We start from the raw sequence: 26,519 nt of genomic DNA on the forward strand, positions 1-26,519 counted from the left end.
ACGTTATGAACGTATTTCCCGTAAAACACAGTGATCTTCTTCGTCGGGTTGAACGCCCCCATCCACGCAAAGTGATTGTTGATAAAGTCACCAGCCTGATTAACAACCTAATCAATATTCAAGATGAAACCGGTGAATTTCTGCTGCATCTTGATGATGGCCGAACCATTGATACCAAAGGTTGGGCAGGCTGGGAATGGACCCATGGTATTGGCCTTTACGGCATGTATAAATACTATCAGCAGACAAACGACCAGAGCGTGCTGAACATCATTGATGAATGGTTTGAAGACCGGTTTGCCGAAGAGCAAGCCACAAAGAACGTGAATACAGTCTGCCCATTTCTGACACTGGCATACCGCTTCGAAGACACCAAAGACCAGTCCCTCATACCTTACCTGGAAACCTGGGCGGATTACGTGATGTACCAGATGCCACGCACAACAAGCGGAGGTATCCAGCACATTGTCTACAACAGTGAAAACCCGCAGCAAATGTGGGATGACACCCTGATGATGAGTGTCATGCCGCTGACAAAAATCGGCCTGTTGCTCAATCGTCCGGAATATGTTGAAGAAGCGAAATACCAGTTCCTGACCCATATTCAGTATCTGATGGATCGTGACACCGGCACCTGGTTCCACGGCTGGACTTTCGATGGTAACCATAATTTTGCCAATGCACGCTGGGCTCGTGGCAACAGCTGGGTCACCATTGTGATCCCGGATTTTCTGGAACTGCTGGATTTACCTGAACACGACGCTTACCGTCGCCACCTTATCCATATTCTTAATCGACAGGTGGAGGCACTGGCCCGCTACCAGCAAGCAGGAGGCCTTTGGTGCACCCTGCTGGATGATGATGGCTCGTACGTTGAAGCCTCTGCGACCGCAGGATTTGCTTACGGCATTCTTAAAGCAGTACGAAAACGCTATATCGATCCGAAATACGCTGACATAGCCCATAAAGCCGTCGATGCTCTGGTCAGCGACTTCATCAGTGATTCGGGCGAACTACTCAATGTCTCGTTTGGTACCGCGATGGGGGATGATCTCGACTATTATCGTCAAATTCCACTCACATCTATGCCATACGGGCAGGCAATGGCAATTTTATGCCTGTCGGAATACCTGCGAACCTATCTTTGATACCTCTGGATACACGCCGTTTGCCCCACCTCTGGTGGGGCTTTTTTCGGCAGCTCATCTGCGCATCACGACTTCGATTTAATAACAATCATAATCAATAACCCTTCTGAATTCCTTTGTTAACCCACCGCAACAAGCACCAAATCGCTTAAAACAGGCAAGTGTGATGTAACGCACGCGGATATCGATAAAACTGACATTTCACCGTCTAAACCGGTCGTTTTTTTAAGTCTGACCTTCGCCGCTTTTCTGATAATGAGCCCATGAACGATACTCAGGAAATCCTTATGACCACTCAAGTGATTGCTATCGACATCGGCGCCTCCAGCGGTCGGATTATGGTCGCCACATTGGACGGCAAACGACTCTCATTGCAGGAAGTACACCGTTTTCCTAACCGACTGTGTCACCGAAATAATCAGGTATGCTGGGATACGGATGCGCTACTCGCTGAAATTTATCTCGGTATTCAGCACGTCCTCGACGCGGGCATTACGCCAGCGTGTATCGGCATAGATACGTGGGGAGTCGATTTTGTTTTACTGGATAAAGAAGGGCATCGCCTGGGTCAAGCTGTGTCTTACCGCGATAGCCGCACAGACGGTGTCATGGATGCATTTCTTGCAGAGCACCAGAATAAAGCAGAAGTGTATACCGAGACCGGCATACAGTTCTTGCCATTCAATACCCTGTATCAGCTTGCTGCCTTGCTCAACCCTGACTTACTTCCCCTTGAATCAGCGTCTTATCGCGGGACCCGTACTGCACCTGAGTGGCTGGGCGAAGTGGCGACTCTGCTGTTTATTCCGGATTACCTCAACTTTCGTCTAACCGGGGTCAAACACTGTGAATATACCAACGCTTCCACCAGCCAATTGCTAGGCAGCAACTCCCGCCAGTGGAGTTCGGCCTTGTTGGACAAAATCGGGGCACCGTCCCACTGGTTTCTGCCGCCACAACAGCCAAATCAGATTATTGGGCACTATCAAACCCAGGATAAAGAACGTCAGTCTCATCAGATACCCGTAGCGTCTATTGCCAGCCACGATACCGCCTCAGCGGTCGTTGGTACACCACTATCAGAGACCGGCGCCGTGTATCTGTGCTCTGGCACCTGGTCGCTCATGGGTCTTGAGCGTGCGGCACCAATCATCAATGCACTTTCACTCAACGCGAATATCACCAACGAAGGTGGCAGTGAAGGCCTGTACCGAGTGCTGAAAAATATCATGGGCATGTGGCTGATCCAGCGCTTGCAACAACAGTACCCGGCTTACAGTTTTTCCGATCTGGCTGCATTAGCAAAACAGGCACCAGCATTTGCTTACCTGATCAACCCTGACGACAAGCGTTTCCTGCATCCAAACAACATGGAACAGTCGATCATTGACTACTGTCTGGATACCGGCCAGGGCGCACCTGGTTCTTTGGGACAGATCGTCCGTTGCATCTATGACAGCCTGGCTCTACGTTACCGTCAGGTATTTTTGGAATTACAACACCTGTCAGACTCACCACTGTCACACATCCACATCGTCGGTGGCGGAGCTCAAAACCATTTTCTCAATCAGTTATGTGCTGATATTTGTGAGGTGCCCGTGTGCGCCAATCCTACCGAAGCCTCTGCCATCGGGAATGCGCTTGGCCAGCTGGTTGCCATTGGCCGAATTGCCAACATATCGGAAGGTCGCTGCATCGTCCGCCAGTCATTTGAATTAACACAGTATTCTCCGAACGCCATTGCGGGGCTTAAACCTGCCATCACCTGTTTCGAACAATTAACTCAAACTCAGTAAAGGAAGTCACCATGCCAGTCACCGCGACCAGCACTCTGTCACCAACTCATGCCATTGAAACGGCCTACCAGTTAGCCCAAAACCACTTTGCGAAGCTCGGTATTGATACCGACAGCGTAATTCAGGCTGTTGATAACATCCCTATTTCTATTCACTGTTGGCAAGGCGATGATGTACGAGGATTTGAAAACCCGGATCAGACCTTGAGCGGCGGCATTCAGGCCACCGGTAATTATCCCGGACGAGCCCGTACCCCAGAGGAATTACGTCAGGATCTCAATCAGGCATTCAACCTGATTCCCGGTTGCAAACGCCTGAACCTGCATGCGCTTTATCTGGAAGCCGATGAACCGGTATCGCGCGATCACATTCGCCCGGAACACTTTGCAAACTGGGTCGAATGGGCCAAAAAAACCGGTACCGGACTCGACTTTAACCCATCCTGTTTTTCACACCCGCTGAGTGAAGATGGTATGACCCTGTCTCATCCCGACCCTGTCATTCGCCGATTCTGGATTGACCACTGCAAAGCCAGTCGCCGCATCTCTGAGTACTTTGGCAAAGAACTGGGTACCCCGTCGGTGATGAACATCTGGGTTCCAGATGGCATGAAAGATTTACCCTACGACAGACTGGGACCACGACAGCGGTTGATGGCTTCCCTGGATGAAATCATCGCCGAGCCTATTGATGTGAAATACCACAAAGATGCAGTCGAGAGTAAGCTCTTTGGCATTGGTGCCGAAGCCTACACCGTTGGCAGCAATGAATTTTATCTCGGTTACGCCAGTTCGCGAGACATCCTGCTGTGCCTCGATGCTGGTCACTTTCATCCGACCGAGGTCATAAGTGACAAGATCAGCGCCTGCTCTTTGTATGTCAAAGAGTTTCTGCTTCATGTCAGCCGACCAATCCGTTGGGACAGCGACCACGTCGTACTGCTTGACGATGAAACCCAGGCGATTGCCAATGAGGTTGTCCGTCATCAACTACTCAACCGGGTAAATATTGGGCTGGATTTCTTCGATGCCTCAATCAACCGGATTGCGGCCTGGGTCATCGGCACCCGCAACATGCGAAAAGCCCTGCTCAAAGCCATGCTGGAACCTCAGCACCAGCTTCAACATGCTGAGATTGATGGCGACTACACCGCTCGCCTCGCCTGGATGGAGGAATCACGCACCGCCCCCTGGTCTGCCGTTTGGGACTATTACTGCCATCAGCATGGCGTACCCGTAGGTATCGACTGGTTGCAGCATGTTAAAGCGTATGAAGAAACCATATTGCGTCACCGCGAAGGCTAACCCGATTCAGCAAAAGGCAGAAAAAGATGACTCAGCAACAAAGTCAGCGACCAAAATTGCGGCTGGCATCGGTGATGCAGCTCAAACCCAGCACAGAACAAACATACAAAGAACGCCATAACGCACTCTGGCCAGAAATGGCCACTTTGCTGAAAACCCATGGTGCCCATCAGTATTCGATTTTTCTCCATCCGGAGACATTACAGCTGTTCGCCTACCTGGAAGTGGACGATGCCGCTCGATGGCAGGCTATCGCCGACAGCGAGGTGTGTCAGCGATGGTGGTGTTATATGTCGGACATCATGCTCGTCAATGACGACTTATCTCCAAAACACACCTCACTAACCGACATGTTTTATTTTGAGTGACGACAAGCAGGCAACCACATGAAACAACTGATTTTGAATGATGCCGTTCTGGCAGAAATCGCGAAAGTCTCTGAAGTGGCAGACTATCTTTGGCAACGGGAATGGGCAGAACGCAACGGGGGAAACATTTCCGTTTTACTGACAGATATTTTTGGCGAACTACCCGATGATCTTAATAGCTATCCATACCAAACGCTGGCAATGATTGGAGATGATACTTTCCCGCGTCATAGTGCCGGACACATATTTTTCGTTAAAGGTACTGGTGAACGCATCCGCGAACTTCGCCGTCCCGATTTAGCCGGCTGTATTCTGCGCATTGATGATGAAGCCAAAGGTTATCACCTTCTGTGGGGAGGGGGTAACCGCTGTGACTTTGCTCCGACAAGCGAGTTTATCTCACATGTCGAGATTATCATGGCCAAACGTCATAGCGGCTCCGACGATCGCTGCGTCGTACATACCCACCCACTGGAATTGATTGTCCTGTCACACCACCCTGACTATGCCCATAGCGATAAAGTTTATACCCACGCTTGCTGGCAAATGTTACCGGAAGTCAGAGCCTTTGTTCCCCGTGGAATTGGTATCGTGCCCTACTGCATGCCAGGGAGTAAAACAATGGCTGACGGCACCCGTGACAAATTGCTTCAACACGATGTTGCGGTATGGGAAAAACACGGCGCTGTAGCCACCGGCAGCGACGCATTAACCGCTTTCGACTACATTGATGTCGCCAATAAAGGGGCCAAGCTATTCCTGAAATGTCTGGCAAGCGGGTTTATACCGGAAGGAGTCAGTGTCGAAAATATGCAGGCATTGAAGGACACCTTTAATCTTTGAGATAACAAAGGCCTCTAATCAAGCAGTAGACAATCTGACGATGCCAATCTCAGTATCAAAAAGCCTGTCAGCGAAATTCATCACTGCCAGGCTTTTTTAAGCAAGATCACACTCAGGATATTTCCATTTTTTCTACATCATATCTATGATCTGCATCACTTGAGCCTATTGAGTGTTTTATCTACTTTAAAAGCTCAAGACCCCAGGAATGAAAATATGTTTCAATTAAATTGTGAAGACTTTTTCAAAACGTCTGACAGTACAATTTGTACCGAAATACGCTCGCCTCAGGAAGCCTACCCTGAGCATGCTCACGATTTTCATGAACTTATTATTGTGACCAAAGGAGCTGGTCAGCATATTATTAACGACGTGCCGACTAATTTGTCACAGAACTATATTTGCTACCTTTCCCCAAAAGACCGTCATCTGTACGAACAAGTCGATAACCTACATTTGACCAATATCTTGTTCAAGAAAAACAAGCTGGCCTACTCCCCGCTGCTGAAAAGCATGCTGCCCAAGGATGAAGACGAACAAAACAGTTGGTTCATTACTGCCGAGAGCATGAAAAAGGTAAACCTGTTACTCAACCAAATTGAGTATGAATCCCAGCATCACACCGTGGATTCACGGCTAATGACTGAAGCCTTGTTTCAACAGTTGGTAGTGGAACTCTCTCGTGGCCGATTATCATCAGCCTCTAAAAACGAAGCGGATAACAGTATTCTTAAGGTCATCGACTGGATTCAAAACAACTATGCGGAAGAAATTAGCATTAACACGGTGGCAGACCAGTTTAACGTATCATCACGAACATTGAGCCGCCGCATAAAGCAAATCACTAATCTTTCATTCAATAACTACGTTCACCGTGTACGCATCAACAACGCGATGAACCTGCTGCACTATTCAGAGCAGTCAATCACTGACATCGCCTTTCAGGTTGGTTACAAAGACAGCAATTATTTCAGCACCAAATTCAAACGCTTTACCAACCAGACACCGTCAGATTTTCGATAAAGAATGCAAACGCGCCCCAGAGCCGGGACAAAATTAAAGAGCAGGGCGAATAGCATACAGCCCCAGCGAATCTCACACCGAGGCGGTACAGATGTGATTGGCTGGTTATTCGCAAGGTGGCGCGATGTGAATCAGTGCCAGTCCACCTAGCGACGTTTCACGATATTTCTTATTCATGTCTTTGCCGGTCTGATACATAGTCTCAATAACTTTATCCAGAGAGATAAGGCATTTGCTGGTACGCTTTAACGCCATTCTTGATGCATTGATCGCTTTCATGGCCCCCATGGCATTTCGTTCAATACAAGGCACCTGCACCAGGCCACCTATCGGGTCGCAGGTCATTCCGAGTGAATGCTCCATAGCAATTTCCGCCGCCATGCAGATTTGTTCGTTACTGCCGCCACGCAATGCCGTCAGCCCCGCGGCAGCCATTGACGATGAGACCCCCACTTCACCCTGACACCCTACTTCCGCACCAGAGATCGAAGCATTGGTTTTATACAAAATACCGATTGCGCCTGATACTGCGAGGAAATCTTTCAGCTGCTTGGTATCCAGCGCCTTTATAAAACGATGGTAATACATCAATACTGCCGGAATGACGCCTGCGGCACCGTTCGTCGGCGAGGTCACAACCTGTCCGCCAGCCGCGTTTTCTTCACTGACCGCAAACGCGAACAGATTGATCCAGTCCATGATCTCCATCGGATCATTTTCAATGGCGGCATTGGCTTCCAGCTTTTTCAGCAAATTAGGTGCACGCCGGGTGACATTCAGCCCACCTTCCAGAATGCCCTCTGTTTCAAAGCCGCGTTCCATACAATGAGTCATCACACGCCAGATTTGTTCGGCTTTGGTGTTAATGGCTGCCATATCCTGAAAAGCCAGTTCATTTCGCAGAATCATGCCACCCAAGCTCATCCCATTCTTTTCAGCCCTGAGCAGCATTTCATCGGCAGAAGAAAAAGGAAACTCGACAGCGACCGGTTTCTCTGTACTGCCATTTTGCAACTCATCGCCAGTAGCAATAAAACCGCCGCCAATGGAGTAATAGGTCTCAAACGCCACGATTTGCCCCTGGCTGTCCAAAGCGGTAATGGTCATCCCATTTTCATGCAGAGGCAGATTTTCCTGATGAAACCGCATATCCGTCTGATAATTGAAGGCTATTTCATGACGGCCATCGAGCAACAACAGCCCCTTATCCATAGCTTGACGCATCGCCTGATTGGCACTTGAGATTTTGATGGTATCCGGCTTATTGCCCAACAGCCCCAGTATCGTCGCCCGGTCGGTATGGTGCCCGATCCCAGTCAGTGACAGTGACCCGTACAGATCCACCTGAACCCGAACTACCGATTCCAGTTTTGAATTAAGCAAACGGGTGAACTGAAATCCCGCAATCATTGGCCCATTGGTGTGTGAGCTCGAAGGCCCGACCCCAATCTTGTAGATATCAAAAATAGACAGCATAAACTCACTCATTATGTCAGTGCAGAATAAAGCCAATCAGGAATAACCATACAAAATGCAATGGTTGCGGCCGCAAACATCAGCAAACCGTAATGGCTGGCAGTTGGCTTTGCAAAAAGGGACTTTTGATTTTTGAAGAAGGTTTGCTGTTCCGCCGTATTGCTCCCCCACCAATAACTGGTGACGATGCCACATAACAGGAACACAGCGGTACCGACAGGAGCAAACCAAGGCCAGGCGATGTTCAGCATCATGCAGCCAAATACCGCAGCCACGCTGGCAACACTGCCCACGATAATGCCCACCTCATTCGCGCGGGCACAAAATAACCCCAACAAAAATGAGCCCAGTCGAATACCGACAAAAATCGAAGTTAAACTCGCAATGGTTTTGAGTACAGATTCATTAGAAACCGCCAGCAATGCCGGAACAACCACTAAAGTGGCAGCTAGCAGGCTCATTCTACGGGCAATGCCGTCATAGTGACTACCCGGGGCTTCGGGGCGTACAAAGCGCTTATAAATGTCGAAAGTGACAACGGTCGCCATCGAATTATATGTAGAATCCAATGTCGACATAGCCGCTGCCGCCAACGCAGCAATCACCAGCCCGATGATGACGGGGTTGGTATGGTAAAACACAAAATCGAGGATCACTTCGTTACTGTTTGCAAACGTTGTGTCCTGATAGAACAGGCTTAACAATACCCCCAGTATCGAAAAAAACAGATAAATGAAAAAAGCGCCATAGCCGCAAAGCAGCATCGACTTCTGAGCTGTTTTTTCGCACTTGGTGGCTAAGGTACGCTGGATAATTAACTGGTTGGTGCCATACACGCTGAGGTGCAAAAAGCTGACTGCCACCACGCCCGCCCACAAGCTAGTGTCGACCCCCAGGTCAAACGTCAGGTTGACAATATTGAGGTGATCTCGAGACAGCACACTCGCGGTATTCACTTCCATCAGCAACACCGCAAAAATGGCGATACTGCCCGCCACTAACACCGCCGATTGCAGCATATCCGTCCATATCACCGTCGAGATACCGCCGGCATAGGTATAACCTGCAGTAAAGATACTGATGTAAATAATGGCCTCGGAGATACTGATAGGAAGCACCTGCACCAGAATCAACGACACCGCATACAAGATGACACCGGCTGAAATGCACTGCACAACAATAAACACGACAGAGTTTATTGTTCTGGCATACACCCCAAACCGATGTTCGAGATACTCATATATTGACGTCAAACCCAGCTTGTAAAACACCGGCACAAAGAAGACTACGGCGAAAAAGATAACAATGGGGTAGTTAAGATGAACGCTCATCGCTTCCATACCTGCGCTGTATACCCAACCGGGCATACCGACAAATGTCATCGCACTGATGTAAGTCGCCAGGATCGACACACCAGCGGTAAACCAACCAAATTGTTTGCCACCGGTAGAAAAGTCGCCACTTACCTTGTCGCGCCGACTCACTAAATAGCTGATTAAAATGGTAATTGATACGTATAACGCGATCACCACAAAACTTGAGTACGTAACCATTTTAAGGTTTTCCTAATCCCTGTCAGTGATTGATTTTCGATCCATATTACTTAAAAAAGCCCACAATGGATTAAACACCAGCCATAACTGTGACTAGAATCACCAAGATTACTGAGAAACTATTCAGTAACTGTATAACCAGTTCCTGAGTGAGATCCAGATCACCAAAACCCACAAAATGGGTACGCACTCATTTTAAACTTGATAATGATCACAGATCATTTAACCGAAAAAAAATTACTATCCTCAACGCAATGAAAACGGGAAGGATCCTTGAGCGATCATTATCCGTGAACTTAAAAGTCCAAAAATCCTAATTGAAATAGAGGTTTATCGGTCATGAATGCCAAACGACACATGAGCGAAGTTCCTATGATTCAAAGGGTAGCGGCCTATCTAGCGATTCTGGTCGGTTACTTTTTCTATTGTTATAACTTTGTAATTATTGATTACGTACGCCCATATATTGTTGAAGCTTACGACGGGATCAGCCTGTCAGATACTGCACAGTTCTATACCTGGCAATCCGTCGGTGCCTTGATTGGAGCATTGAGCTGTGCCTGGTTCGCCACAAAATTTGGTAAGAAATCCACGCTGATCGCCATCACTGCGTTAAACGGTAGCGCGACCATCATTAATATGATGTTTACCGACTACTCAACCTGGGCAGCGATGCGTTTCATTATTGGTCTTTCTCTGGGAGGCTATTTTACCGTTGCTGTCAGCCTGATGATTGGCCTGTTTACCCCGACAGTACGCGGGAAGCTGACCGCATTTGCTTCATCAATGTTCTCCGTTGCCCTGATGGTAATGGGTGCGTATGCCGCCTTTATTTCAAGCGTTGACGCCCCTTGGGAAAGTTTGATGTGGGTCGGGGGTGTTCCGCCTCTGGTCGCCGCCGTGGCCATGGTATTTGTGCTACCGAGCGATAAAAAAGTGATCGCTTACGGGGAAGAAGATCAAGACATGGGATCACAGGCAGATCCTACCCAATTGAAAGCTAAACAAGGCTCCTGGGGCGAGATGCTGAGCAAACCCTATCGCATACTCACCATCACCTGTCTTCTTCTTGCGGGTCTGAACTTCTACGGCTACCAATTTTTCAGCGGCTTCGTAACAACGTACCTGAAAGAAGTGCGTGAGTTCGACGGCTCCACCATCGGTGTCATTTTCTCCATCTCAGCGTTTGGTTCTCTGTTTGGTGCCTGGGTTTGGGGTGCTATCGCCGATAAATTTGGCCGAAAAGTGAATGCCTTTGGCTTCATTTTGGCGGGCATCATGGCGTCGGTCTTCTTTGTAGCACCGGGAGATCTGATGATTGGCAGCCTCAACATGCTGGCTATTCTCGGCCTGATTTACAACTTTGGCCTCTCAGCTTCTGCGGTGTGGGGCGGTTACTTCTCTGAACTGTTTCCGGCTCATCTGCGCAACTTTGGCGCAGCCTTGTTCCACGGAGGCCGAATCATCGGCATGTGGGCGCCAATGGTACTGATCTTCATTCAAGAGCGCACGGATCTGCAAACGGCGATGTGGGGTTCCCCTGTTGTATGGATTGCGGCGGGTCTGTTGTGGCTGTCCCTACCAGAAACACTCAAAGGCGGTCTGTTCGACAAGGACAAGAAAGCACAAACGGCAAAAGCCTGACTGAAATGACATATCCGGTTGGTACAACCAGCCGGAACCCCAAACATCTTCAAGCCCTGCGCCCAAGCGGGCTCGACAGCAAACAAGAGAGATTACAATGGCGAAATATCAAGAAGCTAAACGTGTTGTTCGCAACTATTTTTCGGCGATGGAAAACGCAACCCATGAAAACGTGGCCGAAGTGCTGAAGGCTCATACGTCTGACGACTATTTATGGCGCGGCGTGTACCCGTTCCGCGAACAGCAAGGAGCCCAAGCCGCCGCTGACGTTTTCTGGTCACCGTTGATGAAATCAATGACTCGCATGCAGCGACGTCAGGACATCTTTATCGGCGGTAATAACGAAATCAATCCTGATGAAATCTGGGTAATGAGCATGGGCAACTTCATGGGGCTGTTTGATACGGAATATCTGGGAATGCGCCCAACCGGAAAAATCATGAACATCCGATACGCAGAATTTAACTGTGTTGAAAACGGTAAAATCACGAAAACAGGTTTGTTCTTGGATCTGCTAGGTGTCATGGATCAGGCAGGTTGTTACCCACTACCACCATCAACCGGCAAACACTACGTGTATCCGGGCCCACGTAACCATGATGGCCTGCTGTTTGAGGATGCGGCATCCGAAGAAGGCATCGCCACACTGGCTCTGGTTAACAAGATGGTTGATGACCTGTCAACTCTTAACGACAGCGGCGCGATGGGTTGCCCGCCGGAAGTGCTTGAAAAAAGCTGGTCGAAAGACATGATTTGGTACGGCCCGTGTGGTATCGGCGCTTCCTATACCATTCCACGCTACCAGCAGCAGCACCAGCTTCCCTTCCGTAATAACCTGAAGGATAAGAAGTTTAATGGCCACGTTTGCCGCTTTGCTGAAGGCAACTTTGCTTGTTTCTTCGGCTGGCCGAACCTATCTAATACTCCGATCGGCGGCTTCCTGGGAATGACTGGCGGTGAAATCCGTGCCGATATGCAGGTGGTCGATGTTTACTACCGTGACGGTGACAAACTTTCTGAAAACTGGGTACTGATTGACCTGCCATACTGGCTGAAACAGCAAGGCCTGGATGTGTTCGAGCGCACACAGAAGATCATGAATCCTTCACTTTAAGCCAGTCCTCAAGCCAATCTTACAATCAGTCCCAGCGCCCGAACGCTCCTCTGTTCGGGTGTCAGTACCCAACTTGTGCCTCATCATGGATGAGGCACTCTTTACCTCGACCTGTTGCCTCCGTCTCGACTGACAGTCTCTCATTGATTCAACAAACACGGACGAGAACCCACAGTGGTTCTCTTCAGCAAACATTCTTCAACAAGTTTTCTTCAAAAGCTTTCTTTAGCAAAAATTAAGAGACCAAGCAGAGCATCTGGCTCCAGATGTTAAAACACGATAAATGGCGATCAGATGTGGCTACTGCTCACGGGGAGAATGCTTCGATGGGGGATTTTTATATTGGCGTGACCTTCCACGTCGACGATAAGAGTTTGAATCACCTGTGATGCTAAAACTCTATTCCGACCGGGTCTAATGTCTGATTTACAATGACTCAGGCCGAGATCAGGTTGTCACTCAGAGACAGCCGTAGCTCAGCCAAAGTGGTGCGTTAAGAAAAGTGGCAAATGAACCAAAGTCGTGGAGGAACATAAATAGTGGAGGAGCCAAAGCGATCAAGTTAACTAAAGTGATGACTTAACCAGGCATTGATCCGTTGACCCACATTCACAGGCTGCTCTAACGTTGACAGGTGGCCACAATCCGCAATGATGTGTAAAGTGACGTCAGGTATCTGCTCTGCCATTAAAAGATGGTTACCGATAGGACAAAGCAAATCGTCCCGGCCAGTCACCACCAGTGTCGGCACACTTATATCACGTAGCAGCGGTCGGGCATCCGGACGTGAAGCCAGAGCATTTGCATGCGCCTGAAAAGCGTCGATACCCACATTAATGGCCATAGTCGAAATGCAGTCAGTCAGCCGCGTGTCACCCAACCGACTCGGATGGATCAGCAGCGGCATCAGAACATCCGGTGTAATGGCCTCAAACTCACCATTCAGCGCGCGTTCCACCAGCGCATTGCGTCGCTCGCTCACCTCTGGTTTTTCATCAGCCGCATTAGTGTCCAATAAGATCAGCCCTTTCACCCGCTCGGGGGCCTGACGATATACTTCAAATGCGAGGATGCCCCCCATCGACAATCCGCCAAGCACAAAGTGCTCCGGGGCTTCCTGAAGCACCTTACTCGCCAGGTGCGTCATCGACTCCAAATACCCCAGCTGAGCCGTCTCTGGCCTCACCCATTTCGGTAATGTCTGATTCACCTCAGCAAACAACGTCTCATCACACAGTAGTCCGGGAAGCCAGAGCAAAGACAGAGGCTGTGCCATGTTACACTCCTTTTGAACATCCCGGTTTACCCGGCAGATCCGATCCCATCACAGAGTAGGTAAAACTATTGCCACGAAGATTTTTCAGTGCATAAGATGCCCCTTCCGGCACACTGAATACATCCCCCCGAGTCATTACCAGACGGGCCTCTTCGCCATCCTGTTCGACACAGACTTCGGTATCACCATCAAAGTTAATAAGCACTTCTTTGACGCCACGATTGTGCGCTGGAATCGAGGCTCCTTCCGACAGCTCATATGCCATAATGCTTACGTCATCGGCACTCTTTACCTGAAAATCGTATTCCGCGGCCGGATGACCGGTTAACGCATATTGCTTTACGCCAGAAGAAGAAAAATCGCTGCTGATCGTGTGATAGTCACGCCGCAACGCAACAAATGGCATCATCTCCTCAGTAGTGTAGTTATCAAACGTGTTCAGCTCGTCTTGGGTCAGTAGCGGCATCAGCTCCTCCGTGTTCGGGATAGGATCACCGTCAACGGTATCCACCAGTGAACCATCTGCTTTGAGATACAACCCATAGCCCTGACTGTCTTTGATTACGTTTGGGTGCCAAGTTACGCCACCACCAGAGTCATCGCCACCCAGTACCGAGAACATGAAACCATAGTCACGCCCCACTACCTCGAAACCACGGAACAAGTTGGTCGGGATAGAGATAACATCACCGTGAGACAATACCGCTTCGTGTTCACCATTGTTGCCCCAGTAAAAACGGAACAGGCCTTTAAACACAATAAACAACTCCGCAGTGCGGTGTGAATGCAGAGAGTTTTTAATACCCGGCGGCTGACCGGCCGCCCCTATGTTAAACCCTGCCGTCTCACGGATATGGACATGCTGACGACTGCTTTCCGCAACGCCGGCACCAATAATACAAAAGTTGTCTTTCATATCGCTGCCCGGCGTACGGGCATCAATGAAGGCACTCGTACCGGGAATCAGCTCCAGGTAACGCACCAGGTTACGATCAATTGCTTGTTGCAGAGACATAATAAGAATCCTTTCATCCATTACAGCGCTTTTAGTCAGACGCTTTTTATAAAACGTCCTTTGTAAGATGCACTTTTGTTAAAGCTAAAGGCTCAGTTTCCCAGCGGACGGCCACCATCAACGGAAATTGTGTTACCCGTCGAAAACGTCAGCACTTCCGCCGCCGCATAAACGGCATTCGCCACTTCATCATCACTGGCCAGGCGTTTCAGCGGCGTCGACATTTCTTGTTGATTTCGCCAACTGTCATCTAAGCCTTTGACGAATTCGGTATCGACGAGGCCAGGAGCAACGGCCAAAACACGAATATCCGGCGCCAGTGCGCGGGCCAATGAGCGAGTCATGTTTTCCGTCGCCGACTTACTGGCACAATAAGCAATGTTGCTGCCCATGGCCGTCTGCGCCGCAATAGACGTGATGTTAACCACGCAGCCACCAGCGTTTCTGAGTAAGTGAGTAAACGCCCTGACCATCGCAAAGGGGGCCCTGACATTGACTCGGAAGATCTGATCAAACAACGCATCACTCAACCCATTCAGATCGGAGTGAGCAACAAATTTGGTCATACCTGCACAGTTCACTAACAAGTCCAGCTTGCCGCCGATTTCAGAGACCTGAGCGGCCAGATTCACGATGGCGGACGAATCTTCAACATTGAGCGAATAAGCAAGATGGCCGCCCCCCGGCAACACAGAGAGCAGTTCCTCCGCCGCCTGTTTGTTACTGTTGTAAGTCAGGACAACACGGTAGCCGGACTGCGCCAGTTTTCGACAAATGGCAGCACCTAAGCCGCCACTGCCGCCTGTTACTAAGGCAATTTTTGACATATCACGCCTCTTCGACTTTGCCTTTGTAACGGCGAACCCGGATATCAGCCTGCTCTTTGTGGCCGGCAAACCCTTCAAGCGCACACAGCCGTGAGCAGTACTCACCGACTTTCAGCGAGGCAGCTTCACTGACACGCTGGTAAGTACAGGTTTTAATAAACTTGCCGACCCACAATCCACCGGTGTAGCGCGCCGCTTTTTTGGTCGGCAGGGTATGGTTAGTCCCGATACACTTGTCGCCATAAGACACATTGGTTTCACGCCCCAGAAACAGCGCTCCGTAATTTGTCATGTTAGTGAGGAAATATTGAGGGTCCCGAGTCATCACCTGCACATGCTCAGAAGCGATCTCATCCGCCACAGCCACCATCTCTTCATAGCTGTCACACACGATAACCTGACCATAATCGGCCCATGCTTTGCCTGCCACTTCCGCCGTCGGAAGAATCGTCAGCTGACGCTCAACCTCTTTGATGGTTTCTTCGGCAAATTGCACACTGTTGGTCAACAGCACTGCCGGTGAGTTATAACCGTGCTCAGCCTGGCCCAGCAGATCAGCAGCAGCCAGTTCAGGATCACAGCCTTCTTCATCGGCAATCACCAGGGTCTCAGTCGGCCCCGCAAACAGATCGATACCCACACGGCCAAACAGCTGGCGCTTTGCTTCTGCCACAAACGCATTCCCCGGGCCGACAATCATATCGACCGGGGCAATCGTTTCGGTTCCCAGAGCCATAGCACCCACGGCCTGCACGCCACCAAAGCAATAAATTTCATCCGCCCCCGCCATCGCCATCGCCGCAACAATCGCGACATTAGGCTGGCCATTAAACGGAGGGGCACATGCAATAACACGTTTCACGCCAGCCACTTTAGCCGTCAGGACACTCATGTGTGCTGAAGCCACCAGAGGGTATTTCCCCCCAGGGATGTAGCAACCCACACTGTTGACCGGAATATGTTTGTGGCCCAGCACGACACCCGGCAGGGTTTCCACTTCGACATCTTTCATCGAGTCACGCTGGATCTGCGCAAAGTTACGCACCTGCTCCTGAGCGAATTCAATATCATGACGAGTAGACTCATCCAGAGCATCGACACACGCCTGAATCTGCTCAGGTGTCAGACGAAACTGCTCTGGTGACCAATTATCAAACTGCTCTGATAGTGCGCGTACGGCACTGTCTCCACGATTCTCAATATCCGCCAGAATGTTCTCCACCGTCTGACGCACTTTCGCGTCGTTTGATGCTGAGACTTCTTCCGTGATTCCGTTTTTCAAAATGCGAGCCATGCGACTTTCTCCTTAATGAGCTGAGGCAAACGATAAGTTAATTTCGATATTTGGATACGAATGCAAAATAACGATAAACATAAAATTAACATTAAGCAAGATACTGTCTCCACCATCAAAAAAATCCATCAAAGCACTGATTTTTATTGATTTTCGTTTAAATTATGAAGATTTCCAGGTGTCTGAATTCGATTTCAACCTCATTAATGATAAATAGATCACACAAATTTCACTCTTTATTTACAACTTTAAATGTTAGATTTTGCATACCTTTGCAACAGGAGTTAACAATGTTCAATTTCAAACCATCAATCAGTGAGCAGGTTCTATTAGGCACGTTTGTCAAAACCCCTCACCCGCACATCATCGAAGTGCTGGCAATAGCGGAACTGCCTTTTATTGTGCTGGATGCCGAGCACGCCCCTTTCGACAGGGCAAGTCTTGATGTCTGTATTCTGGCTGCAAGAGCACATCAGTTGCCTTGTCTTGTCCGGGTACCGGACAGCAACCCATCGACCGTGCTCAATGCTTTGGACTGCGGTGCGACTGGCGTGCAGATCCCCCATGTCTGTACAGCGCAACAAGCCGAAGACATCGCAAGAATGTGTCATTACGGAGAGCGTGGAAGGGGCTATGCCGGCTCAAGTCGGGCAGCATGCTACACCACCAAACCAATGGCAAAGCACTTGTCAGACAGCAAAGCAAAAACGGTGGTGATTGCTCAGATTGAAGACCCGGAAGGCGTTGAAAATATTGAGCGTATTGCGCAGGTTGAAGGGATTGATGCGCTTTTCATCGGACAGGTGGATTTAACCGTCGCCTATGGGGCAAGCAGTGTGAATGACGATCGTGTGACTCAGGCCAGTATCCGGATTATTGAAGCTGCAAAAGCGAGCCATAAACCGGTGGGCATGTTTGTCGCGACAGCCGAAGCAGCAAAACAGTGGGCAGAGCTGGGTGTGCAGTTTTTCTGTGTCGGATCAGAGCATAAGATGATCATAGACGGCTTCAAAAGAGAAATAAATGTGATGAATTCATAAGTTTTTTCTTCTACTTATTGAGGATTACCGGTCTCGACTAGACACGCAAATCATTCAGCTCATACACTCTTGGCTTACGCTAAGTTAGAGGAGTATCACCATTAAAGCGAAAGTGACTTCGATGGACGTCGCCAAAATGCTCGGCGTCTCACAATCGACGGTATCCCGGGCATTCAGTCCGACAGCAAGCATCAGCGAGAAAAAGCGCAAAATGGTGATGGATGCTGCGGCCAAACTGGGTTACACGCCTAACGCAATCGCCCGCGGCCTGATCTCCAACCGCTCCGGACTGGTCGCTATTGCCTTAGATAGCGAATCGAACCCGATGTACGATCTCCAGTCCCGGGCATTAGCACTCGAAATCCAACGGCGTGGCGGTCAGGTTGTTCTGTGCCCAATCGACAAGGATGATCTCGACCTGGCCATCTCGCGCGCCATTGAATATCAGGTGGATGGGCTAATCATTGCTACCAGTCGACTGACTTCTCGCGCTTTTGCCCAATGTGAGAAATTTGGGGTACACCTAAGCCTGATTAACCGTTATGCGGAAGGGATTAATGCCAATATCACCGGTATTGATAATCAGCTGGCAGGTAAACAAGCAGCAGAGTACCTCAGTCGCAAGGGACACAGGCAGTTAGCCTACGTCAGTGGTGATGCAGGCTCGATGACCAGTGAAGAACGCTGGCGAGGTTTTTCGTCTACATTGCAGGCACTGGGGTTACCATCCCCCATTTTTATCCAGGCCAAATATAGCTTTGAAGCGGGACTGGCGGCAGCCAGTGAAATTTTGGGGCATGGGATGAAGCCCGATGCCATCTTCTGTGCCAACGATATTCTGGCCATGGGCGTAATGGACGGTTTGCGGCAAAAAGGCGCGGTGATTCCTCAAGATTATGCCGTCATGGGGGTTGATAACATTCCTATGGCAGCATGGCCGAGCTACAACCTGACCACCATCGCCCAGCCAATAGATAAAATAGTGAAGCGCACCGTCGAAGATCTGATGAACCGGATTAACGCTAATCAGGATGCAGAAGGCGCTTATCTGTTCGAAGAAGGTACTCTGATCGAGCGCGGCAGCGTTTAGGCACTTCAATCTGCTCGAACGGCAAAGATGCCGTTTTCACAAACACTAAAAAGCCCTGCCTTCTTGGCAGGGCTTTTTTATTGCCATCCCGTCACGTTCACCTTACTGCTTTCTGCTTTCTGCTTACGCATAACGTGCTGGGTCCATCCCCCAACTGAAAAAGCCACATTGGATTCGTATCCAATTTAATTCGTCAGGATGAGGTAATCATCACTCGCCGTAAACGTCACTCCCCCACAGTTCTCCTCCCCATACGGTAATGGTTGAATATTCATAATCAGTGCCAACAAACGAATAGATTCATGCCATAGACGACGATTATTTCCTGTCAAAACGCTATTTATTATTTTATTAAAAACCCGATCGCGAGCACAAACCACACACACAAGAAAAACATTCCATTGACATAAACGCAACATTCTACGATTTTGGATACGTAATCAAAAACCAATTACAGCATGCATTCAACAAGGAGAGAGTTTATGGCTATGGCAGGCTTTGACCCAAAGTGGCGTGATTTTCCCGATTACATTCTGGGAATCACGAAAGAGATCTGGGAAGACAGAGGGCTGCACACTTTACAGCACTATTACGCGCCAGACATTATCGTACGGACGCCGCTTTCCATTGTAAAAGGTAACGACAATGTCATCAGTGCGACCATGGGTACACTCGCGGAATTTCCCGATCGCACCCTGTATGGCGAAGATGTCATTTGGTCTGGTAATCCCGAGCAAGGCATGCTTTCTTCCCACCGCATTATTTCAACCGCCACCCATGCCAACCATGGCGCATTTGGTCAAGCTACCAACAAGAAACTCCAGTTTCGCATCATCGCCGACTGCCACGCCATTAATAACCAGATTAACGACGAGTGGATGATCCGCGATGTGGCTGCCATTGCCCACCAGTTAGGGATAACTTCAGAAGCGTTCGCACGCCAGCAGATTGAACAGGGAGGCGGCGTTGAATCCAGCCCTTTCCCGTTTACCCCTGAGCAGGATGTCGCCGGCCCTTACACCGGCATCGGCAATGACAACGAATTCGGCCAGCGATACGAAGATATTCTTCAACGTCTGATGCGCGCTGAGTTTTCTGTTATTCCTCAAGCATATGACCGGGCCTGTATCGGCGAATACACCGGCGGCCAAACGGCACTTTCTCACGCGGGTATTGATCAGTTCTGGATGTCACTCCGTTCAGCTTTCCCTAATGCCACCTTCAAGGTTCACCATCGCATTGGCCGTAACGACGACATGATGTCACCACGTGCAGCCATTCGCTGGTCACTAGAGGGCAAACATGAAGGCCACGGCATCTTTGGGAAGCCGTCAGGCAAGGACGTTTACATCATGGGTATCAGCCACGCCGAATTTGGTCCCTGGGGACTACGTCGTGAATTCACCCTGTTTGATGAAACCGCCGTATGGAAACAAATTTTGCTCCAACAGGGATAAACCGGCCCCCTCGGTTAAGCCGTTCATACTCACATAATGTAAGGAAACACCATGTTTTTGAATAAAATAGAGCAGTTTTACCACGACTACTTTCGCGCTTCTGCCGATGAAAAAGCATCTATCGCCCAACAGTACTTGAACCCGGATGTGAAATGGTGTGTGGCTCACCCTGTTAATGATCTGAACAACCCTCAGTCTGCGCATGAGCAGTTCCTCATCCAGTTGCAATCCGCCTTGCCGGATATTGAGCGCCGCCCGCAAATCGTCATGGACGGCGAGTACGAAGGCCGTACCTGGTACAACTCGACAGGTTACTTTGTCGGTACGTTCGACAATGCCCTGTTCGGTATCCCGGCGACAGGCAAGACACTGTATTTACGTTACACCGAGCTTGTGTGTATCGAAGACAATCAGATCACCGAATCTTATATGATTCCGGATTTCATCGATGCCATGAATCAGGCCGGTGTGAACCCGCTGCGCAAGAGCCTGGGACACGACGGACTGGTTCCGGCACCGGCAACCTGTGACGGTTTTAACCACGGTGCGGTTTGCCCTGATCGCAGCCAGAAAAGTCTTCAGTTAGTACTGGATATGCTGGCCTGCCTGGGTCGCTTTGATGGCAAAGACCTGTATTCGATGGATCTCGAAAACTACTGGCATGACGACTTCATGTGGTACGGCCCGGCGGGTATTGGCACCACACGGGGCATTAAAGGTTTCCGCAACCACCACCAGGCACCATTTGTATTTGCGTTCCCTGATCGCGGGGTGACTGTAGACATTAATATTTTGGCTCAAAATGACTACGTATCCACTGGCGGTTGGCCTCACATGTTCGGTACCCATACCGGGCACAGTGGCTGGCTGGGCATGGCACCAACCAGTAAAAGAATCGATCTTCGTGTCATGGACTTCTGGCGTCGGGAAGGCGATTTACTGAAAGAAAATTGGGTCGCGATCGACATTATCCACATGCTGCTGCAACTGGGTTACGACGTGTTCGCGCAAATGAAAGAGCAACTGGAGGGGCCAACGTATGCATGAATTCGGCACACTCAACTGGTTAATTCTTGGCAGCTACATTGTGCTCACCCTTATATTGGGCGCGGTGATCGGTAAGAAAGTCACCTCAGCGAACCAGTTTGCGCTGGGTGACAAAAACATCCCATGGTGGGCCATAGGTATCTCAGTCGTGTGTACCTATGTGAGCGCCATGTCATTCCTTGGCGGACCGGCTTGGTCCTACAAGGAAGGGCTGTCAGTCATTGCCATTCACCTTAACTACCCATTGGTGATATTTTTCATCGTGTCGGTATTCATGCCATTTTTCTACGGCAACGGATTGACCTCGATTTATGAATACCAGGAACGCCGTTTTGGTAAGGCATCCCGCCTGACGCTGTCAATGATCTTCCTGATCAAGCAAGCCCTGAGCTCTGCCGCTGTACTTTATGCGACCGCGATGATTCTAGAGTTCATTACGGGTATCGACGTGGTGTACTGCATCGTCATCGTGACCGCTATCGCGCTGATCTACACCGTCATGGGCGGCATTGCGGCAGTGATCTGGACAGACGTGATTCAGGCCTTCATTCTGTTCGCCGGTGCCTTTATCATCATCGAAGCGGTATGGAACGGCATGCCTGCCCCCATGACGGATATTATGGTCAAGCTCAAAGCGGACGGCATGACCGATGCCCTGTTAACCAGCATGGATTTGAGCCAGGTGACGACCGTTTGGGCTGGTGTGATCGCAATGACCATGTTCCACACTACGGTCTACGGCGGTAACCAAATGATGGTACAGCGTTGCATGGCAGCCAAAAGCATGGGCGATGCAAAAAAAGCAATGCTGATGATGGGTTATGTAGCGTTCTTCATCTACTTCGTGTTCATTCTGCTGGGTGTGTTGTTCTACGCCTATTACGACGGCAAAGAGTTTGAAAACGGCAACACTATCATTCTGCATTACGCCAGTGAATACGGCATGCCGGGCCTGATGGGGATCATCGCAGCCGCCATTCTGGCCGCCAGCATGTCGAGCCTGGATTCGGCGTTCAACTCCATGGCGACCGTTTCGGTGGCAGACTTCTACCGCCGTTTTTACAAGCCGGAAGAGTCGGATGAGCATTACCTCAAAATGTCACGCGTCTTTACCGTTGCCTGGGCCATTTTGGTTATCGTGCCAGCGCTGATGTTTGCGACCAGTACCGGATCAGTGCTGGAAGTGTTGAGTAAAGCCGGTTCCTACTTTGTTGGGGCGAGTTTCTGTATGTTTGTGCTGGGTTTCTACTCTAAACACATTACAGAAAAAGGACTGCTGATCGGGGTCGCAGCAAGCTTCATTGCGATTTGGTATGTGGCAGTGGCCACCGACATTTCATGGCCATGGTACTGTGTGATTGGTGTGGTGGTGAACAGCGTGGTTGCCTATGTTGCCAGCCTGGCGTTGTCCGGCAAGCAGAAAACCATGCACCTGTATACGGTCAAAGGCCAGCAAGCTGAATTTGCCCGCCTGAACAAGCCCATCAAGCAAGACGGCTGGTATGTGGTGCCGGGTAAAATCGATGCACCCTGTTACGGCCTGCTGATGATGTTTGCCTTCTCTATCGTCTTGCTCTGGGGCATCAATGAGTTTATCGATAATGCGCCGCTATTAATCAATTTTGTCCGAGGCTGCTCCGTGCTTATCGTACTGAGTTTGCTTGGCTATATCGCTTATTCTTTCCGACGCCCGGCTCGCAATCAGGATGTCGAGCAAACCAATTAGTCGTAGTGATTATTGATAAACGTACGTTATTGATAAACGCACGTTATCAATAAGCGAATCCTAGTTAACATTGGCTGATACAAGCCGCTCAAGTACCGCAAATGCTTGAGCGGCTTTTTTCACCAGCACTTTTGGTCAACACCGTTGCCGATCGTCGCGATTAGCCGCTGTTATAATGCGATCCACCCGCTCGATAGGCCTGTTCAGAATTGGATTAACCCAAACCCATGAGTAAACTCTGCTTGACCCCTTTAAATTTCGAGTGTTAACCTGCCTCTATTTATGAATACGTACCTATTTATGTTACTCTACCGACTCTTCATCAGGCTGGTAAGCAACACACATGAATTCACCAAAAAACACGGTTACATCCAAAGATGTCGCTAAGTTAGCAGGCGTTTCTCAGTCCACGGTTTCCCGGGTATTTATACCGGGCAGCTCTGTATCCGAAAAAACCAAGCAGAAAGTGTTTGAGGCCGCAAAAGCTCTCAACTATCGGCCCAACGCCTTTGCGCGCAGCCTGACCACCAACGAATCCAGACTCATTGGTCTGGTTTTTCCGGATGCCGACTACCCTATTCATATGAAAACCCTGCAGCTGATTTCCAGTGAATTACAGAAACAGGGCTACTCGACGGTCTTAATCCCCTGGCAGGTTGATGAAAAAGACAATCACTCAATTCCGAACATCTTCCAGTACCGGGTTGATGGTGTGATTGCCGCTTCGGCCACCTTTAATAAGACCCTGTATGAAGAATGTGAAGAGTTCAATATTCCGGTAGTGCAATACGCGCGGGTGGTGGAAGGAACCAGAAGCAGCTATGTCATCAGCGACAACTATGAGGCAGGGCAACAAGCCGCCCAGCTCTTGCACAAAACCGGCGTTACGTCGGCCGTGTACCTGACCGGTGAAGTGCCAACATTTACTAACGTTGAACGAAAAAATGGCTTTATTGCTGAATTTGAAGAGCTAGCCGGGCAGACACCAAGAGTGGTTGAGGCGTCCTACGATTACACCAGCTCGCTGGATACCATCCGCGAGCTGTTACAAACATCACAGCGACCAGAGGCCGTGTTCTGTGCCACCGATAACCTTGCGATGGCTGTAATGGATGTTGCCCGCTTGGAATGTGGATTAGACATTCCTGACGATTTGCAGGTGATCGGGTTCGACAATATTCCGCAAACCGAATGGCTGAGCTACCAGCTCACAACGTTCCGCCAGGACTTTAAACGTCTGGCGCGCGAGTCGGTCAAAATCATCGTGGATCAAATCTGCAATCAGAACAGCAGCCTGGTCAAGATGATGGTCCCGGTCAAACTGATTGAACGTAAGACCACCAAGGTCTGATCACAGTCTTTCCTGGCGAACTACCAGATTTTCAGCCTGTCTGACGGCGGTAAGTACATGCCGTCGCCGGGGCTGATCTGGTAGGTATCATGGAACGCATCCAGATGGGGGAATATGCCGTTTACCCGGTATTTCCCCGGCGGATGCCCATCGATTTCCAGAAACTTCAGCAACGTGGCCTCGCGAAGATGGCTACGCCATACTTTCGCGGCCTGCTCAAAGAAATCACGGTTGGCTTTTTCTATCTGCAGTTTGAGCTCATTTTCATTGGTACTTCCCGCCGCTTTCACCATGCGAAGGTTGGCACGATGAGCAATATGCAAGCCGTTCAGATCCCCCAGAATTTCCCCCAGTTCCAGCTCACCGTTGAGGTAATGTCCCGGCAAAATCTCATACGCATTGGCCTGTGTCACCGCCCTTTTCGCTACCGCGTTAAATTTTTTTCTGTCCTCTGGTGTCCACCAGTTTCTCAAATTACCCTCGGCGTCATACTGGCTGCCTTGGTCATCAAAACCGTGGCCGATTTCGTGACCGATAATAAAACCTATGCCCCCCATCTGAGCTGCATCGCTCCAGGACGCATCAAAGAACGGTGGCTGCAAAATCGCCGCCATTAGCATGAATTTGTTCGCCGAAGGCTGGTAGTAAGCATTTACCATGGTTGGAGCCTGAAGCCATTCATCCGGGTCGACAGGTTTGTTCAGCTTGGCCACCATTTCCTCATGGTCAAACAGCGCAATCCGTCGTGTGTTGCCAATCAGATCATCCGGGGTAATTGTCAGTGCGCTGTAGTCCTTCCAGGTTTTGGGATAACCAATATAAAACCGCATCGCCTCAAGCTTGGCGAGTGCCTGTACCTTGGTCGGCTCACTGAAGAAGGTTGAATCGGTTATCGCACTCCGGTATTCCTCTTTAATGGCCTGAATGATTTTCTGGATCTGGGCCAGTTCGTCATCACTGAAATGATGTTCGACATATACCCGGCCAACCAGCATGTCGGCTTTTTCTTCCAGGAAAAAAACCGAGCGAAGCCATTGCGGCATGTCTTTCCCTGCGATACCCATTTTCCGGCGATAAGCATTTACTTCATCCTGAAAAGCGCTCGACAGCAACGCGGCATGCTCAGCAATCAACCGCATTCGGAGGTAGTCCTGCCAGGTTTCGATTCTGGTGTTGGCAAACAGCGCATTGAGCGCGACAAGGTATGACGGTTGCTTGACGACCATGTCCAGTTCAGGCTCAAAACCCAGAACCGACAGCATATCTTTCACCGGGAAATGTGGCAGAGTTTGTTGAAGTTTGGCAGTATCAAACAGGTTATAGGTTTTCTGAGGGTCCCGGTTCTGAGCAGGAGTCCAGTGAATCTGCGCCAGCTTCTGTTCCAGATTTATTACCCGTAATGCCCTTTCCTTGCCGTCATTAAAACCCGCCAGAGTTAACATGTTTGAGATGTGCTCCTGATACAACGCCCGAATCTTCTGTGAGCGATCATCGTCGCCTACCAGCACGGCCTGCGTCTGGCCCAGACCGTACTGCACCACGGTGGCAATGTAACGAGAGGAATTTTTGGCATCATTGGTCACGCCAATAATCAACGGGCCACCCACTCCCAATTTTTCCAGTTCGGCAAAGGCTCTGGCTATGCATGAATGATCCTTACAGTTATCGATCATCTCGAGCTCCGTAGTGAGCGGACGGATCCCCAGCTTATCGCGCTGTTCGATATCGTTGTAAGAAAGGTATAAGTCCAGCAACTGCTTCTCGTACGGCGCTAACGGAGACGTTGCCTTACGCAACGTTTCCAGCGTATCCCATACCTGCTTGTTCACATTCAGAGTCACTTGCGTAAAGTTGTCGATGCCCGGTAAATCCTCCGGAATAGGCGTCTTTTCCAGCCAGTCGGCATTTACATATGTGTAGAAGTCATCCTGTGGCCGAGGCTGAGTCGCCGCCATTGCAAAAGAAACAGATAACGTCATTAGCAGCCAAATTGATACAAACAACCACAGCAGACTGCAAACTGATTCAAAAACAGATTTCACATGCATGATTACGCCCTCTGAAGGCCAGCTATGCCATATCAATACCGTATAGTTTAGGGTAGTTGCTGAGGGTTGGGGTTGGGTT

The 26,519-nt window shown here is 49.7% G+C and carries 21 protein-coding genes; 14 read left to right on the forward strand and 7 right to left on the reverse strand.

All coding sequences use genetic code 11. The features are described 5' to 3' along the window. The first annotated feature begins 5 nt into the window (after nucleotides 1-5). From bglB to C9I92_RS17750, 6 genes are all read left to right on the forward strand, one after another. Nucleotides 6-1,148: a beta-galactosidase BglB gene (gene bglB, locus C9I92_RS17725; protein WP_047886282.1), complete on the forward strand. Its 1,143-nt coding sequence runs from the start codon at nucleotides 6-8 to the stop codon at nucleotides 1,146-1,148. Nucleotides 1,149-1,435: 287 nt separating this feature from the next. Next, entirely contained in the window at nucleotides 1,436-2,944 is a 1,509-nt protein-coding gene (gene rhaB, locus C9I92_RS17730) for a rhamnulokinase (RefSeq protein WP_047886283.1), read from the forward strand. 11 nt (nucleotides 2,945-2,955) lie between these two features. Continuing rightward, nucleotides 2,956-4,248 (forward strand): L-rhamnose isomerase, encoded by a 1,293-nt coding sequence (locus C9I92_RS17735; RefSeq protein WP_047886284.1) that lies wholly within the window; start codon nucleotides 2,956-2,958, stop codon nucleotides 4,246-4,248. A gap of 26 nt (nucleotides 4,249-4,274) precedes the next feature. Then, nucleotides 4,275-4,616 carry an L-rhamnose mutarotase gene (gene rhaM, locus C9I92_RS17740; protein WP_047886285.1) on the forward strand — a complete coding sequence of 114 codons (342 nt, stop codon included), beginning with the start codon at nucleotides 4,275-4,277 and terminating at the stop codon, nucleotides 4,614-4,616. A gap of 18 nt (nucleotides 4,617-4,634) precedes the next feature. Continuing rightward, the gene (rhaD, locus tag C9I92_RS17745) at nucleotides 4,635-5,459 is read left to right on the forward strand and encodes a rhamnulose-1-phosphate aldolase (RefSeq protein WP_047886286.1); all 825 of its coding nucleotides are present in this window, start codon (nucleotides 4,635-4,637) and stop codon (nucleotides 5,457-5,459) included. A 216-nt stretch (nucleotides 5,460-5,675) separates the two neighbouring features. Then, the gene (locus C9I92_RS17750; RefSeq protein WP_047886287.1) at nucleotides 5,676-6,482 is read left to right on the forward strand and encodes a helix-turn-helix domain-containing protein; all 807 of its coding nucleotides are present in this window, start codon (nucleotides 5,676-5,678) and stop codon (nucleotides 6,480-6,482) included. A 105-nt stretch (nucleotides 6,483-6,587) separates the two neighbouring features. On the opposite strand, the gene C9I92_RS17755 is transcribed toward C9I92_RS17750, so the two are convergent. Beyond that, nucleotides 6,588-7,958 carry an L-serine ammonia-lyase gene (locus C9I92_RS17755; RefSeq protein ID WP_047886288.1) on the reverse strand — a complete coding sequence of 457 codons (1,371 nt, stop codon included), beginning with the start codon at nucleotides 7,956-7,958 and terminating at the stop codon, nucleotides 6,588-6,590. An 11-nt stretch (nucleotides 7,959-7,969) separates the two neighbouring features. Next, nucleotides 7,970-9,511 (reverse strand): sodium:solute symporter family transporter, encoded by a 1,542-nt coding sequence (locus tag C9I92_RS17760; protein WP_047886289.1) that lies wholly within the window; start codon nucleotides 9,509-9,511, stop codon nucleotides 7,970-7,972. A gap of 339 nt (nucleotides 9,512-9,850) precedes the next feature. Here C9I92_RS17760 and C9I92_RS17765 point away from each other — a divergent pair, with 339 nt between their 5' ends. After that, entirely contained in the window at nucleotides 9,851-11,155 is a 1,305-nt protein-coding gene (locus tag C9I92_RS17765) for an MFS transporter (protein WP_047886290.1), read from the forward strand. 97 nt (nucleotides 11,156-11,252) lie between these two features. Then, entirely contained in the window at nucleotides 11,253-12,269 is a 1,017-nt protein-coding gene (locus tag C9I92_RS17770; RefSeq protein WP_047886291.1) for a nuclear transport factor 2 family protein, read from the forward strand. 562 nt (nucleotides 12,270-12,831) lie between these two features. Here the strand turns inward: C9I92_RS17770 and C9I92_RS17775 are convergent. From C9I92_RS17775 to hisD, 4 genes are all read right to left on the reverse strand, one after another. Then, a complete protein-coding gene (locus tag C9I92_RS17775) occupies nucleotides 12,832-13,545 on the reverse strand; it encodes an alpha/beta fold hydrolase (RefSeq protein WP_047886292.1) in 714 nt (237 codons plus the stop codon). Nucleotide 13,546: 1 nt separating this feature from the next. Beyond that, the gene (locus C9I92_RS17780) at nucleotides 13,547-14,560 is read right to left on the reverse strand and encodes a cupin domain-containing protein (protein ID WP_047886293.1); all 1,014 of its coding nucleotides are present in this window, start codon (nucleotides 14,558-14,560) and stop codon (nucleotides 13,547-13,549) included. A 92-nt stretch (nucleotides 14,561-14,652) separates the two neighbouring features. Continuing rightward, on the reverse strand, nucleotides 14,653-15,387 hold the full coding sequence (locus C9I92_RS17785; protein ID WP_047886294.1) for an SDR family NAD(P)-dependent oxidoreductase: 735 nt from the start codon (nucleotides 15,385-15,387) through the stop codon (nucleotides 14,653-14,655). Between the two features lies 1 nt (nucleotide 15,388). Next, nucleotides 15,389-16,681: a histidinol dehydrogenase gene (hisD, locus tag C9I92_RS17790; protein ID WP_047886295.1), complete on the reverse strand. Its 1,293-nt coding sequence runs from the start codon at nucleotides 16,679-16,681 to the stop codon at nucleotides 15,389-15,391. A 290-nt stretch (nucleotides 16,682-16,971) separates the two neighbouring features. On the opposite strand from hisD, the gene C9I92_RS17795 reads away from it, so the two are divergent. From C9I92_RS17795 to C9I92_RS17820, 6 genes are all read left to right on the forward strand, one after another. Next, on the forward strand, nucleotides 16,972-17,721 hold the full coding sequence (locus C9I92_RS17795) for an HpcH/HpaI aldolase family protein (protein WP_047886296.1): 750 nt from the start codon (nucleotides 16,972-16,974) through the stop codon (nucleotides 17,719-17,721). Nucleotides 17,722-17,857: 136 nt separating this feature from the next. Continuing rightward, nucleotides 17,858-18,811 carry a LacI family DNA-binding transcriptional regulator gene (locus C9I92_RS17800; RefSeq protein ID WP_047886412.1) on the forward strand — a complete coding sequence of 318 codons (954 nt, stop codon included), beginning with the start codon at nucleotides 17,858-17,860 and terminating at the stop codon, nucleotides 18,809-18,811. A gap of 482 nt (nucleotides 18,812-19,293) precedes the next feature. Next, complete coding sequence (locus tag C9I92_RS17805; RefSeq protein WP_084712632.1) at nucleotides 19,294-20,268, forward strand: nuclear transport factor 2 family protein; 975 nt, start codon at nucleotides 19,294-19,296, stop codon at nucleotides 20,266-20,268. A 51-nt stretch (nucleotides 20,269-20,319) separates the two neighbouring features. Next, complete coding sequence (locus C9I92_RS17810) at nucleotides 20,320-21,315, forward strand: nuclear transport factor 2 family protein (RefSeq protein ID WP_047886297.1); 996 nt, start codon at nucleotides 20,320-20,322, stop codon at nucleotides 21,313-21,315. Beyond that, the gene (locus C9I92_RS17815) at nucleotides 21,308-23,041 is read left to right on the forward strand and encodes a sodium:solute symporter family transporter (protein ID WP_047886298.1); all 1,734 of its coding nucleotides are present in this window, start codon (nucleotides 21,308-21,310) and stop codon (nucleotides 23,039-23,041) included. The genes C9I92_RS17810 and C9I92_RS17815 overlap by 8 nt, the downstream gene beginning before the upstream one ends. 343 nt (nucleotides 23,042-23,384) lie before the next feature. Then, a complete protein-coding gene (locus tag C9I92_RS17820) occupies nucleotides 23,385-24,392 on the forward strand; it encodes a LacI family DNA-binding transcriptional regulator (RefSeq protein WP_047886299.1) in 1,008 nt (335 codons plus the stop codon). A 20-nt stretch (nucleotides 24,393-24,412) separates the two neighbouring features. Here C9I92_RS17820 and C9I92_RS17825 read toward each other — a convergent pair whose 3' ends face one another. Then, nucleotides 24,413-26,371 (reverse strand): M13 family metallopeptidase, encoded by a 1,959-nt coding sequence (locus C9I92_RS17825; RefSeq protein ID WP_169776049.1) that lies wholly within the window; start codon nucleotides 26,369-26,371, stop codon nucleotides 24,413-24,415. Between the last annotated feature and the right edge of the window lie 148 nt (nucleotides 26,372-26,519).

This window comes from Photobacterium ganghwense, from assembly GCF_003025595.1.
Classification (GTDB): Bacteria; Pseudomonadota; Gammaproteobacteria; order Enterobacterales; family Vibrionaceae; genus Photobacterium; species Photobacterium ganghwense.